At 31.4% G+C, this 14,416-nt stretch carries 10 protein-coding genes; 5 read left to right on the top strand and 5 right to left on the bottom strand.

The genetic code is table 11. The features are described from left to right. Positions 1-54: 54 nt before the first annotated feature. The 4 genes from Q0762_RS03080 to Q0762_RS03065 all read right to left on the bottom strand — a co-directional run bounded on the left by Q0762_RS03080 (position 55) and on the right by Q0762_RS03065 (position 6,062). Positions 55-2,652: a glycoside hydrolase family 2 TIM barrel-domain containing protein gene (locus tag Q0762_RS03080; protein WP_298763431.1), complete on the bottom strand. Its 2,598-nt coding sequence runs from the start codon at positions 2,650-2,652 to the stop codon at positions 55-57. 26 nt (positions 2,653-2,678) lie between these two features. Beyond that, positions 2,679-4,121 (bottom strand): alpha-1,4-L-rhamnosidase, encoded by a 1,443-nt coding sequence (locus tag Q0762_RS03075; protein WP_298763430.1) that lies wholly within the window; start codon positions 4,119-4,121, stop codon positions 2,679-2,681. A gap of 71 nt (positions 4,122-4,192) precedes the next feature. Next, positions 4,193-4,327: a hypothetical protein gene (locus Q0762_RS03070; protein ID WP_298763429.1), complete on the bottom strand. Its 135-nt coding sequence runs from the start codon at positions 4,325-4,327 to the stop codon at positions 4,193-4,195. 4 nt (positions 4,328-4,331) lie between these two features. Next, positions 4,332-6,062, bottom strand: a complete 1,731-nt coding sequence (locus tag Q0762_RS03065) for a sulfatase-like hydrolase/transferase (RefSeq protein WP_298763428.1) — start codon at positions 6,060-6,062, stop codon at positions 4,332-4,334. Between the two features lie 209 nt (positions 6,063-6,271). Here Q0762_RS03065 and Q0762_RS03060 point away from each other — a divergent pair, with 209 nt between their 5' ends. The 5 genes from Q0762_RS03060 to Q0762_RS03040 all read left to right on the top strand — a co-directional run bounded on the left by Q0762_RS03060 (position 6,272) and on the right by Q0762_RS03040 (position 13,102). Next, a complete protein-coding gene (locus tag Q0762_RS03060) occupies positions 6,272-7,291 on the top strand; it encodes a ligase-associated DNA damage response exonuclease (RefSeq protein WP_298763426.1) in 1,020 nt (339 codons plus the stop codon). Between the two features lie 2 nt (positions 7,292-7,293). Further along, a complete protein-coding gene (locus Q0762_RS03055; protein ID WP_298763424.1) occupies positions 7,294-8,880 on the top strand; it encodes an ATP-dependent DNA ligase in 1,587 nt (528 codons plus the stop codon). Positions 8,881-8,998: 118 nt separating this feature from the next. Beyond that, positions 8,999-11,449, top strand: coding sequence for a ligase-associated DNA damage response DEXH box helicase (locus Q0762_RS03050; protein ID WP_298763423.1), 2,451 nt, complete (start codon positions 8,999-9,001; stop codon positions 11,447-11,449). A gap of 6 nt (positions 11,450-11,455) precedes the next feature. Continuing rightward, positions 11,456-12,115, top strand: a complete 660-nt coding sequence (gene pdeM, locus Q0762_RS03045; RefSeq protein WP_298763422.1) for a ligase-associated DNA damage response endonuclease PdeM — start codon at positions 11,456-11,458, stop codon at positions 12,113-12,115. Between the two features lie 9 nt (positions 12,116-12,124). Continuing rightward, positions 12,125-13,102, top strand: a complete 978-nt coding sequence (locus tag Q0762_RS03040; RefSeq protein WP_298763421.1) for a galactose oxidase — start codon at positions 12,125-12,127, stop codon at positions 13,100-13,102. 3 nt (positions 13,103-13,105) lie between these two features. Here Q0762_RS03040 and thrC read toward each other — a convergent pair whose 3' ends face one another. After that, positions 13,106-14,389, bottom strand: a complete 1,284-nt coding sequence (gene thrC, locus Q0762_RS03035; protein ID WP_298763420.1) for a threonine synthase — start codon at positions 14,387-14,389, stop codon at positions 13,106-13,108. Between the last annotated feature and the right edge of the window lie 27 nt (positions 14,390-14,416).

Genomic DNA, 14,416 nt, shown 5'->3' with positions numbered 1-14,416 from the left:
CCTCAAGATATTTTATCTAGAGGCTTTTTTTAAGTATTGTAAGAAGTATTTAAATTAATTTACCTTCCTTAATTTTACGCCACTTAATCTTGTTTTACCTTTTAAGGCTTTAAAATCAACAGTAATTCCATTTTCATCATCCACAGAAATTAAAAAACGTTTGGTTACGCCTCTATCATCTCCAAACTGAGCTTTTAAATTTAAGTTAGACCAAATGGTTTTACCATTTACTAAAATATCCATACTATTATCTTCTTTAGATTTTAATTCGGCTAAAGCTAAAGATAGCTCATAAGTACCTTTAGGTACATCAAACTTATAGGCTTCTATTCCTATTAATTGTGTTTGATAAATAGGATCGTTTTCTGTTCCTTTTACACTAACATCTGTACCAATAGTATTTCTTCTTTTGCTTGGGTGTCTTAACAATTCGCCACCAACATAACCAAAACTACCTTTAGTATAAGCTTGATCTGGCATCCACAAATAATCTACATTATGAGATTCTATAAAGTAACAAGTAGAGCCAATGTTTACAGCAATTTCTTTAAACGGATTGCTTTTGCTTTTTAAATTTTTAGGTTGTAGCGTAAATTCTATGTTTGCAAAATCTTTTAGTGTTTTACCATCTTTATTAGAAACCACTTCAATTAAATTTTCACCATGTTGTAATGGCACATTAAAAGTTGTTGTTGCAAAATCAAATTGTTGTTTTCCGAGTGATTTTCCGTTTACGAATAACTCTACGTCTTTACCATTACCAACAACAACAATAGGTTGTGTTGCAACATTACCACCTTGATTATCTGCAATACCAGCTCTTTTTACCCAAGATTTAGAAGCAATTGCTAAAAATGGCGTTTTCTTTAATAAAGCTTGGTATAAATAATAAGCATCTTTTTTCTTTCTAGTTGCAGAAACCAAACCTTTATTATTAATATGAGGTACAGCATCTTTACGATGTTCTACTTGAAAATCTGCATAATTCCATACGTTTGCTCCAACAATTTCTGGCATGTCTAAAATTGTTTTCATGTATGCTTTATGCAAATCAAATTGATATTCTACACTAAAATCGAATCGAGTAGGATTGTAAGAACGAATTCTTGGATCTGCTCCACCACCATATTCACTTAAAATAAATGGTTTGTCTGGGTCTAAAGCTAAAGAACGTTCTACTAAACTTCTTAAGTTTTTATCAATATCTTCCAATTCTTCTACATACCAACCATAATATTTGTTATACCCAATAATATCTGTTAAACGAATTCCAAAACCATCTTGGTAAGCTGGTTCTCTAAAAAATACAGAATATGAACTTCTAGTTTTGTCTTCTTCTTTAATTGTTTTTGCTAAAGCCTGGTGTGTTTTTACAAAATGCTTTACATAATCTTTTCCTAATTTTTCTGGAGCTTTCATTGTGGTTTCGTTTCCTAAATTCCAAGCTACAATTGCAGGGTTGTTATAGTTAAAACGAATAGCTTCTTTAAGCATTTTAATGGTGTTTTGTTTACCAGCTTCATTAGCTGCTGCTTTGTCTACAAAAGGAATTTCTAGAGTAGCTACAAATCCCATTTTATTACACATTTCTAAAATTGCAGGGTCTTGTGGATAATGGGCAATTCTTAAAAAATTAATTCCCATTTCTTTTAATAATTTCATGTCATTTCTATGAATTTCATCGCTAACTGCATTAGCTTTGCCATAAAAATCTTGATGTCTATTAGTACCTAGTAATTTTGTAGGTTTTCCGTTGATAAAAAAACCTTTTTTAGCATCAAAACGAAACCATCTTAATCCTATAGGATTTTCAATTCTATCATAAATAAGCCCTTTTTTATCTACAATTTCTGTAATTAATTTATATAAATATGGGTTTTCTGGAGACCATAATTTTGGGTTTTCAACAGAAAAATCGCTAAAAACATCTTTACCAAATTTAGTTTTGGTTTTTACTTCTTTTACCAGGTTGTTATTGGCATCAAACAAAGATTGTTTTACATAATAGGTACCTTTTTTTGGTCTAACCAATTTAGATTCTACAGATACTTTTGCCGATGTTGCAGAAACTTCTGGAGTTCTAATAAAAATTGCATTTGCTCCTAGGTTTGCTACATCAAAGTGAACTGGTTTGGTAATAATTAAATGTAAATCTCTATAAATACCTCCATAGAAAGAGAAATCTGCGGCTTGTGGTACAATTTCATCATTATGTTCATTGTCTACTTTGATCGCAATTTCATTTTTACCCGCTTTTAAGGCAGCTGTAATATCTCTTGCAAAAGAGGTGTAACCACCAATATGGTCTTCTCCAACAGGTTTTCCGTTTACAAATAAAGAAGTTACTTGGTTTACGCCTTCAAAAAATAAAAATACTTGTTGATTCTTATATATTTGTGGGATTTCCATTGTTTTTTTATACCAAGCTTCTCCTCTGTAATAACCATCTTCATCATCTAAAATATCTTCTGTGTTCCAAGAATGAGGAATAGTTACTGTTTCCCAATCTACTGTTGTTGCAGGAGAAAAAGGTGTTTTAATTTCACCTTTGTAAAAATGCCATGCATCGTTTATGGTTTCTACATGCCTTACTTGTTGTGCATATAGTGCTCCAAAATGAGCCATCAATAAAAAAACTGCTATTTTTTTCATTTTAAAATATTTAATTTAGTTCGTGTTTATTTAGTTTTGAAAGATATATCAACCTCATATTTTAAAAAAGAAAATACTGCTAAATCTTTATTAAATACTAGGGTAGATTTGTTTTTGGAATCTCCTTTAGTAATGGTCTCTTTCCATTTAGACCAAGACACCTTGTTTTCTTTTTTATTGTACGTAGCTACTCTATATTTAAGTTTTGTTTTTGGTGCTACATTTAAAGTTGCGCTAATTTTTAGTGTTTCTTTGTTTACAGCCTTTGGATTTGAACTATAATTGTACACCAAAATATTGTATTGATTTTTAAGAGTATCTTTTGCAAAAATGGCATCTATATAATTGGCTGCTGTTTTTGATTTACCTTGTTTTGTGCTTTTAAAATAGGTGTTGCCTTGCATTGCTAACAACAATTTACTCGCTGGTGCATATGAAGAGCCATTGCCCCATTGAAATACATTTTGCATATTGTTTTGGTAAAACATTTTCATTAATCCAAGCATAAATGAATTTTGATGTGCATCTGGTGCTTTTTCAAAAGCATTACCTGCTTTGCTTAATTTTTTTATTAAAGAATATTCGTGCATTTCTAGTTTTGCCTTAGGATTCCATTCTGGTATATCTTTAATTACTGCAAAATCTTTTGCGTAAACTTGGTTAAAATTTGTTCTTGATGCTTGTTGATAAAAAGGGTAATAAGAAACCCCAACAAAATCGTAATGTGCTTTGTTGGTTTTTGCCCATTTTACAAAATCTGTACCCCAAGCTTTTTTAGAAGATCCCCAAAGAAAATGAGTACCAACTTTTGCTTTTGGAAATATAGTATGTATTGCATTTACAGAGGTTTTGTAAAACTTAAAAAACTGCTCTTTTGTACCAGACCAATGCGTTGGTGTGCCTATTTCTCTACCAATATTAAATTGTATGTTTTGTATTTTATCTTCTCCATAAGTAGTTACAAGAAATTGCATTACTTTTTTTAGATAGTTTCCCCAAGCTTTATAATCTCTTGGTGGTTCTGCGTTTCCGTAAGTTGCTACTTTTAAAGAATCACCAACTAATTTTCCTTTTGAATTTCTTTGAAATGCCCAAGAAGGATTGTCTAATACAATTTGGTGAATTGCTTGCCCTTTGCTTAGAATACCGTCTAACTGTTTTTTTAGTAAGCTAAAATCTGTATAGAATTTTTTAGATTTAGCATCCCATTTGTAAGAATCTTTACTTATGTCTGCAACACCTTTTTTAGCAATACCTCCCAAAGGTCTAACAATACAGAATTTAGCATTTTTATTATTTGTAGGATTTACTCCATTAATAGGTGTAATTCTATTGTACACATTTAAGTGATAAGGCATTATTTGTTTGGCATTGGTAGCATCTGTAAAATCTGTTTTTAATACAATTTGTGCTTTTGAAACCCAAGAAAATCCGAATGAAAACAATACGATTAATAAGATTTTTTTCAAATTTATATACATTTTTATATTTTATCGTTATTTAAAAATTGCTCTTTTAAAATTTATATTTCAAAAAGGGTTTAAAAATTTCGAATTCCAGGTGTTATTTTAATATGATAATTTGCCTTGTCTTTTCCCCATTTTAAGATGGTTAATTTTTGGGTTGTTGTATCCCAAATAAAATCTGCAGGATTAGCATTTGTGCAAACCATCATAATTTTATTTAGAAACGTCAAGTGCTATTTGTTCACTTGGTACATAACCAATTCTGTGCGCTTTTACTATTAATTTACTATTGGGCTTTATGGTAAAAGGAGTGGTGTATACTTGCCAACTTTTAGCTTTTGGGTCTGTTTTGTAGCCAATAGAAGCGCCTTTAGTAGCACAACTAATGGTAACTTTAGCATTATTTATGTTTACAATAGGAGCTAACGTAACTGGTTTTGTTTTGCTCCCATTCCATAATTTTGCTACTAATTCTTTTTCTGCTAAATTAGGATTATCACCTATTTCTTTTAACCATCTGTTCATTTCAGCACTTAATTCTGCTAATTTTTCTTGATATTCAGGTTTTTCTGCTAAATTATTCAATTCAAAAGGGTCATTAATGCAATCAAATAATTCTTCTTTTGGTTTTTTATCTCTAAACCATTGTTGTTGTGCATCAGTTAATTTGCCTTCTTCTTTCAATCGCAGTAATTCTTGCATTGTTGGTATTCTTTCTCTGTAAGTAACAGGTAAATAATATCCTTGTTCTGGTTTGTAGTTTCTTATGTATTTAAATTGATGGTCTTTTACTGCTCTAATAGCATCTGTAAAACCATCAAACCTATCTGCTGCTGCATGTATATATTTGCGTTCTTCTGCTTTGTATTTTCCTAAAAATGCTTTTCCTTGAAAATAATCAGCTGGTTTTTGATTGCTTAATGAAAGTAATGTAGGTGCAAAATCAGTAAAACTTAATAACTGCTCATTTTTAGTACCCGCATTTTTTTTATTTGGAAAACGAATAATCATTGGTGTTTTTAAACCTGAATCGTAAATTAGTCTTTTTTCTCTTGGCATTGGTCCACCATGATCGCCATAAAACATTACAATAGTGTTTTCTAATAAACCATCATCTTCTAATTGCTTTAAAACAGCACCAACTTGTTTGTCCATTTCTGCAATATTATTGTAGAGTTTCCAAAGGTCTCTTTGGGTTACTGCGTTGTTTGGTAAATATGGTGGTACTTTAAATTTAGTGTCTTTTGATAAATGAACCGGAGTTTCTGCTTCTGTCATTCTGTTGTTTGCATGAGATTTTCCTTTATTTTTCCAATTATAAGATCTATCTCCAGCATAATAATGTCTTGTTTCTATTTCCCTAAATCCATAAGGTTCAAATAAACCAGATTCATGTGTGTCTGTAAAATTAAATACGGCAAAAAAGGGTTGTTCTTTTGCTCTGTTTTTCCAATGTGCATAAGGGCTGCTTTCATCCCAAGCTGTAACAGGCGCTCTAAATTGATAATCTTCTTTATAATTATTTGTACAATAATAACCTTGTTTACGCAATGTTTCACTTACCATTTTAACGTATTCAGGAGGCACTGCACCATATTTTGGTACGCCAGTTACTTCACTGTAAGATGTAGTACGCATATGATTTGCTCCAATACTAGACGGATACATACCTGTTGCAATTGCAGCTCTACTTGGTGCACAAACTCCAGATGTTGAGTATAAATTTGGGTAAATTACACCTTCACTAGCCAACCTGCTTAAATTAGGAGTAACAATAGTAGAATCTCCAAAAGAAGGGATATAATGACCCATGTCTTCTGTAACCAGCCATAAAATGTTTGGTTGCTTCTCCTCATTTTTTTCTTTTTTTGAAGTTTGGCAATTAAACAAAAGAATTAAGCAAAATAATAAGATAAGAGGATACTGTAATTTTTTAATTGACATATGAAAACTTTTATAGGTAAAGACTTGTATCAAAATTAGTAGAAAGTAGCTTTAAAAGAATCCTGTACTGTTATGCGGCTTTATACAATACACTTTATCAATTTAAAAGTAATAAAAATAGAAAAGCTAAAGAATTATTAAAAAGCACTTATAATTTATAACAAGTGTGCGCAAAACGTTATTTTTATACAAACAAAAAAAACGTTTTTTTGAAACTTGTAAAATTCACAAAAAAAGGGATTTACTGCATACCTGGAAAATTTTATTTAGATCCTTGGTATCCTGTAGATTATGCAATTATTTCTCATGGTCATGCAGATCATTCAAGATGGGGAAATAAGCATTATTTATGCCATAATGATTCTAAAGCCATTATAAAACACAGATTAGGACAAGATATTTCTATTGAAAGTCTAGCATATAATGAACCTAAAAATATAAACGGAGTTCAAGTTTCATTTTTTCCTGCGGGTCATATTATTGGCGCTGCTCAAATTAGATTAGAATATAAGGGGTATGTAGTTGTTTTTTCTGGCGATTATAAAACACAATCAGATTTTTTAACCACACCTTTTGAGCCTGTAAAATGCCATACATTTATTACAGAAAGTACCTTTGGTTTGCCAGTTTATAAATGGAAAACAGAGCAAGAATTACAAACAGAAATTCAGGATTGGGTTTTTAAAAATCAACAAAATAATAGAACCAGTGTTTTTTTAGGGTATAGTTTAGGTAAAGCTCAAAGAATGATGAGTTTGTTAGCTGGTGTAGATGATATTTATGTGCACAATGCAATTAATCATTTAAATAATGCTATTGTAAATTCTGGAATTAATTTACCCAAAACAACCTTACTAACACCAGATTTTAAAAAGGCAGATATTCAGAATAAAATCATCATTTTGCCACCTGCACTTTTGGGTTCTAAAATGTTAAAAAGAATACCAAATGCAGCTACTGCAATTTGCTCTGGTTGGATGCATATTCGTGGTAACAGACGTTGGAAAGGCGTAGATGCAGGTTTTGCGGTTAGTGACCATGCAGATTGGGACGGACTTTTACAAGCAGTAAAAGCTACAGAGGCCGAAAAAGTATATGTAACGCACGGTTCACAAGCTGTGTTTTCTAAATATTTAAATGAAATTGGCATAGAAGCACACGAATTAAAAACCGAATTTGGAGATGAGGAAATGGCGAAAGAAGCAGCAGATAAAAAAGAAACTGCATAATTATGAAAGACTTTTCTAACCTAATTAGCGCAATTGAAATCACCAATAAAACCAATGCAAAAATAGATGCTTTGGTTAATTATTTTAAAACAGCACCAGACAAAGATAAATTGTGGTTAATTGCTTTGTTTACAGGAAAAAGACCAAGCAGGCCTGTAAAATCTAATTTAATGAAAAGCTGGGTCATGGAAATTACGCAACTTCCAGAATGGTTGTTTTTAGAAAGCTATTCATCAGTGGGAGATTTAGGAGAAACCATTGCACTTTTATTACCAAATCCACAAAATACAATTGAAAAACCACTGCATATTTGGGTTGAGGAGCTCATCAACCTAAAACCAAAAACAGACGAAGAAAAAAAAGCCTATGTTTTAAAAGCTTGGAATGGTTTGCAATCTCAAGAAAGATTAATTTTTAACAAACTAATTGGCGGTAGTTTTAGAGTTGGCGTTTCTAAAAAAAACTTGGTAAATGCATTGGCAAAATTATCAGGAATTGATGCCAACCAACTGATGCATAGTATTATTGGTAATTGGACACCAAATTCCATTTCTTTTGCAGATTTGATAAATGGCACACATATAAATTATGATAATTCTAAACCTTATCCGTTTTGTCTTGCCTATGCTCTAGAAAAAGAATTATCAGATTTAGGTAATGAAAAAGATTGGCAAGTAGAGTATAAATGGGATGGAATTCGTGGACAAATCATCAAAAGAAAAGAAGAGGTTTTTATTTGGAGTAGAGGAGAAGAATTGGTTACCCAACAGTTTCCAGAATTGGTAACAGCCATTGCAAAATTAAAAGGCAATTTTGTAATTGATGGCGAAATATTAGCCATAAAAGATAGTGCTGTTTTGCTTTTTAACGATTTACAAAAACGTTTGAATAGAAAAAATGTAACTAAAAAATTATTAGAAGAAGTACCTGTTGGTTTTTATGTGTATGATATTTTAGAGTTAGATGAAGTTGATTTGAGAACACAATCTATGCAAGAAAGACGCATGCTATTAGAAACATTATTTCAACAAAACAAAAATGATATTTTGCATTTATCAGAAATTATCAATTTTACAAATTGGAACGAGTTAGATGCATTAAGAAACCATGCCAGAAGTTTTAATTCTGAAGGTTTAATGTTGAAGAAAAAAACATCTTTATATCATGTAGGAAGAAAAAAGGGCGAATGGTGGAAATGGAAAGTAGATCCTTTAACTATTGATGTAGTTATGATTTACGCTCAAAAAGGAAGTGGAAGAAGAAGTTCTAAATACACAGATTATACCTTTGCCGTTAAAAATAATGATACATTGGTAACAGTTGCCAAAGCATATTCTGGTTTAACCGATAAAGAAATTACAGAAATCTCTAAATGGGTAAATAAAAATGCCATTGAAAAATTTGGACCTGTAAGAACTGTAAAACCAGCATTAGTTTTTGAGATTGCTTTTGAAGGCATTGCCTATAGTAAAAGACACAAAAGCGGAGTTGCCTTACGTTTTCCAAGAATAAAACGCTGGCGAAGAGACAAAACTGTAAAAGATATTGATACCATTGAGAGTGTAAAAGCATTAATTCAAACAAGTTAAAAAAAAGTTCATTGCGAACAGAGTGAAGCAACAACCTGTTAATTCAATAAGCAGATTGCTTCGTAGCTCGCAATGACGTTAGTTCTAAAAACCAAAAACCACCAACCACAAACCACCATTGAGCAACTTTAAACAAACCCAAGGTTATCAAATCATTCAAAATTGGATGCAAGAAAAAGGGCAAACCCCTTTTAGTTTTCAAGCGCAAACTTGGGAACGTTACCACAATAATTTTAGTGGAATGGTAGTGGCACCAACAGGTTTTGGTAAAACATTTTCTGTTTTTTTAGCCGTTGTGATCGATTATTTAAATCAACCAGAAAAATACAAAAAAGGCTTAAAATTAATTTGGATTAGTCCTTTGCGTTCATTGGCAAAAGATTTGGCAAAAGCCATGGCAACTGCTGTAGAAGAAATTGGTTTAGATTGGGAAGTAGCTGTTAGAAATGGAGATACACCCACCAACATCCGCAGAAAACAAGAACGTTTAATGCCAGATGTTTTGTTAACCACACCAGAAACTTTGCATTTGTTGTTTTCTCAAAAAAGAAATTCGCGTTGGTTTAAAAACGTAAACTGTATTGCTGTAGATGAATGGCACGAATTGTTAGGTTCTAAACGTGGAGTTTTAACAGAAATTGCAATTGCTAGAATTCGAAATTTATCAAACAAAACTAGAATTTGGGGCATTTCTGCAACTATTGGCAACTTAGAAGAAGCTAAAAATGTGCTAATTCCTTATCCTTTAAAAACTACCATGATTCGTGCCAAAGAAAAGAAGAAAATCAACATAACTTCTTTATTGCCAGATCAAGTAGAAGAGTTGTCTTGGGCAGGTCATTTAGGAAAAACAATGAGTTCTAAAATTATTCCTATTATTTATGAAAACACCACCACTTTAATTTTTACAAATACCAGAAATCAGAGCGAATTATGGTATCAGATTCTAATTGAAGAAGAGCCAGATTTAATTGGGCAAATTGCCATACATCATGGTTCTATAGACAAAGTACAGCGTAATTTTATAGAAGATGCCATTTCAAACGGATTGTTAAAAGCGGTAGTTTGTACATCTTCTTTAGATTTGGGTGTAGATTTTAAACCTGTAGATTGTGTGATACAAATTGGTTCTGCAAAAGGTATTGCATGCTTTATGCAAAGATCTGGTAGAAGTGGGCATTCACCTTTTGAAACCTCTAAAATGTATGCAGTACCCACACATTCTTTGCAATTAATAGAAGTTGCAGCTGTAAAAGAAGCTGTAAAACAAAACCAGATTGAAGCTAGAGCGCCAATGGTGCTAACGTATGATGTTTTGGTGCAGTTTCTAGTAACTTTAGCCGTTGGCGAAGGTTTTAAAGGAGATGAAACTTTTAAAATGTTGCAAGAAGTTCATGCGTTTCAGTATTTAACTTTAGAAGAATTTAATTGGTGTATTCATTTTATTACCAAAGGTGGAAAAACTTTGCACGCGTATGAGGAATTTCACAAAGTAGTTTTAGATGAAGAAGATGGTTTGTATAAAGTAAAAAGTAGACGAATTGCAATGATGCATAGAATGAATATTGGCGTTATTGTGAGTGAAGTTATGTTATACGTAAAATTCTTTTCTGGCGGTTATATTGGCATGATAGAAGAGTTTTTTATATCGAAATTAAAAAAAGGAGATGCTTTTATATTAGGAGGAATAGTTTTAGAAGTGAAACAAATAAAAGATATGACTGTTTTGGTAAAACGAAGCAAAAAAAAGAAAGCCATTACACCAAGTTGGTTGGGAGGTAGATTGCCTTTAACATCTTATTTAACTCATTTTTTACGACTAAAATTAAGTGATGCATTAACGCCAAATAATAGAGAAAAAGAGTTGAAATTTTTGCACCCATTATTAAAAAGACAAGAGCAAAACTCACATATACCAAAACACGATGAATTTTTGGTAGAAATGATAGAAACCAAAGAAGGTTTTCATCTATTTGCTTACCCTTTTGAAGGTAGATTGGTGCACGAAATTATGGCATCTTTAATTGCATATAGAATTAGCCAAATAAAAAAGTTAACCTTTACAATTGCCATGAATGATTATGGTTTTGAGTTGTTAAGCGATCAAGAAATTCCTTTAAATGAAGCAAATATTGTAGCAATTTTTTCTAAAGAAAATCTAATAAAAGACGTCACTGCAAGTATAAACGCTAGCGAAATGGCATCAAGAAAATTTAGAGATATTGCTGTGGTTGCTGGTTTGGTAATTCAAACGCAACCGGGTAATAGAAAAACCAGCAAAAGCCTGCAATCTTCATCTGGTTTAATATTTAGAGTTTTAAATGATCATGAACCTAATAATTTATTACTAAAACAAGCGTATAATGAAGTTTTTGATTATGAGTTAGAAAAAGTACGACTGCAAAAAGCATTTCAACGTATTTCTGAAAGTAAAATTATTTTGAAAAAAGCCAAGAATTTTACACCTTTGAGCTTTCCATTAAAAGTAGACAGTTTAAGAGGAACCATGTCTAATGAAGATTTAAGTAAGCGCATTGAACGCATACAAAAGCAAGCGTTAAAAGCCTAAAAAAAAATGCAATCTTTAACTATAGTTACTAAAGAAATTATACTAAAAAATGAAATTTTACAAGTTACCAATCAGCGTGTTTTATATTGGGAAACTCAAAAAAGTTTAATTTTAAGTGATTTGCATATTGGTAAAGCTGCGCATTTTCAAAAAAGTGGTATTCCAATTCCTACAGCTGTTTTAACCACAGATTTAGAACGTTTAAAACAATTAATACTACATTTTAAAGCAGAAAATTTAATTGTTGTGGGCGATTTATTTCACGCGGGATACAACAAAGATTTAGATGAATTTAAAATGTGGCTTCAGCAATTTAGTAATTTAAAATTGCAATTGATAAAAGGAAACCACGATCGTTTATCTAATTGTATTTATAAGCAGTTTGATATTGAAGTTTTTAGTTCAGAATTAAATATTAAGAATTTAAAATTTGTACATGATAATGTTGAAGAAATAGAAGGTGTTTTTACTATTTCTGGGCATATTCATCCAGGAGTTTTTATTAAAGGTAGAGGCAAACAACGCATAAAGTTACCTTGTTTTCAAATGAATAAAAATCGGTTGATTTTGCCTGCTTTTAGTTTGTTTACAGGTTTAAATACAAGAAATTCAATTAAAAACTGCAAAAATTACGCTTTTACAGAAAATACTATATTTGTATTGTAATTGATACTTATGAAATTTACAATATTTTTTACGCTCTTTGTAATGCTATTTTCTTCTTGTAAAAAAAGTAAGGATACCATTAAAACATGGCAGTTTGTAAGTGGCAGTAATAACTCTAAACCCATAGAAAGGCATGAAGCTGCATTTGTTTCTGTTAAAGATAAATTTTATTTACTAGGAGGAAGAAAAATTAAGCCAGTAAGCATTTATAATACCCAGACAAAAGAGTGGACAATTGGAGCAAAACCACCAGTAGAAATGCATCATTTTCAGCCGGTAGTTTATAATAATGAGGTTTATGTAATAGGAGCATTCACCGGTAAATATCCGCTAGAAACACCAATAGAAGCAATTTATGTGTATAATCCTGAATTAGATGCTTGGAGAATAGAAGGAAAAATACCAAAAGAGCGTTTAAGAGGTGCTACAGGTAATTGTATTGTAGGAGATATTGTTTATATAAGTTGTGGTATTAAAAATGGGCATACATCTGATCATAAAAACTGGTTAGATGCTTATAATTTAAAAACTAAAACTTGGTCTATTTTACCAGATGCACCAAGGTCTAGAGATCATTTTCAAGCAGTAGAAAATAATGGAAACATTTATCTTTTAGGAGGTAGGTTGTCTAAAGCGCCTAAAAATACTTTTTCTGAAACCATTGCAGAGGTTGATGTGTACAATATAAAACTGCAAGAATGGCTTACGTTAAATACTACTATTCCAACAGAAAGAGCAGGTGCAATGTCTGTTTTGTATGAAGACTATATTTTAGTTATTGGAGGAGAATCTAGTCGTCAAAAAACAGCACATAATGATGTTGAAGGTTTGCATACCAAGTCTTTGGAATGGAAAATTTTTCCATCATTAAAACAAGGCAGGCATGGTTCTGGCGCAATTTTGTTTGACAATTCTATTTATGTAGCTTCTGGATCTGGGCAAATTGGCGGTAAGCCAGAATTAAAAACTATGGAACGATGGAAATAATAGTTACTGTTGTAAAAAGCGTTTTAAATCTTCATAAGAACTCGTCTTAATAGCTACTTTATTATTGTTTATTACTTTTTGTATTTGTGGCGGAATAGCAACTTTTACAGGTAAAGTTTCTTCAACCACATCTAAAAATTTAACAGGATGTGCAGTTTCTAAAAACACACCATATTCGTTTTCGTTTAAGTTGTATTTTTCTAATCCTAAATAACCAACAGCTCCATGAGGATCTGCAACATAGCCAGAATTTTTATGAATTTCTTTCATTTTAGCACGCGTAGCATCATCAGAAAAACTAAAAGAAGAAAACGCATTTTTTAAAGTTTCTAAATCGTTATTAAACAATTCTCTAATTCTAATAAAATTACTTGGGTTACCCACATCCATTGCGTTAGAAATAGTTGCTTTAGATTTTTTAGGTGTGTAAACACCGTCTTTTAAGAAATTAGGTACAGTATCATTTACATTAGTAGAAGCTACAAAATGTTTCACAGGTAAGCCTAATTTTTGAGCCATAATTCCTGCACAAATATTACCAAAATTGCCACTTGGCACAGAAAATACAATTTCTTTATTTAGTTTTTTTAATTGCTTGTATGCAAAGAAAAAATAAAACATTTGTGGTAGCCAACGTGCAACATTAATAGAATTTGCAGAGGTTAAGGTTTTGGTAATTTCTTCATCTAAAAAAGCAGTTTTTACCATATCTTGGCAATCGTCAAAAACACCATCTACTTCTAAAGCAGTAATATTTTGCCCTAAAGTTGTTAGTTGTTTTTCTTGAATATCACTTACTTTTCCTGACGGATATAAAATAACAACATTAATACCTTTTGCGCCTAAAAAGCCGTTTGCAACAGCACCACCAGTATCTCCAGAAGTAGCTACTAAAACGGTAACTTCTTCCTTGTTTTTTTTGTTAAAGTACTCTAAACATTGTGCCATAAATTTGGCGCCAACATCTTTAAAAGCCATGGTTGGTCCATGAAACAGTTCTAAGGTTCCTATATTTTCTGATACGGGAACTACGGGAAAATCAAAAGTAAGTGTGTTTGCAATAATATCTTTTAATTTTTCCGTTGGAATTTCATCACCTACAAACTGTTTTATGGCTTCATAAGCAATTTCATTGTTAGTGTAATTCTCTATATTTTCAATAAAATCTTTAGATAAAGGAGTAATATTTTCTGGGAAATAAATTCCTCTGTCTTTAGCCAAACCTTCTACAACTGCATTTTTAAAAGTTGTTTTTGGCGATTTATGATGTAAACTATAGTAGTTCATAATTTTGTTTTTTGCATTTGGTTTGTA

The sequence above is a fragment of the uncultured Polaribacter sp. genome (assembly GCF_947495205.1).
GTDB lineage: Bacteria > Bacteroidota > Bacteroidia > Flavobacteriales > Flavobacteriaceae > Polaribacter.
Note: the sequence above shows the minus strand (reverse complement) of the source record. Positions and strands in the feature narration are given on the sequence as shown.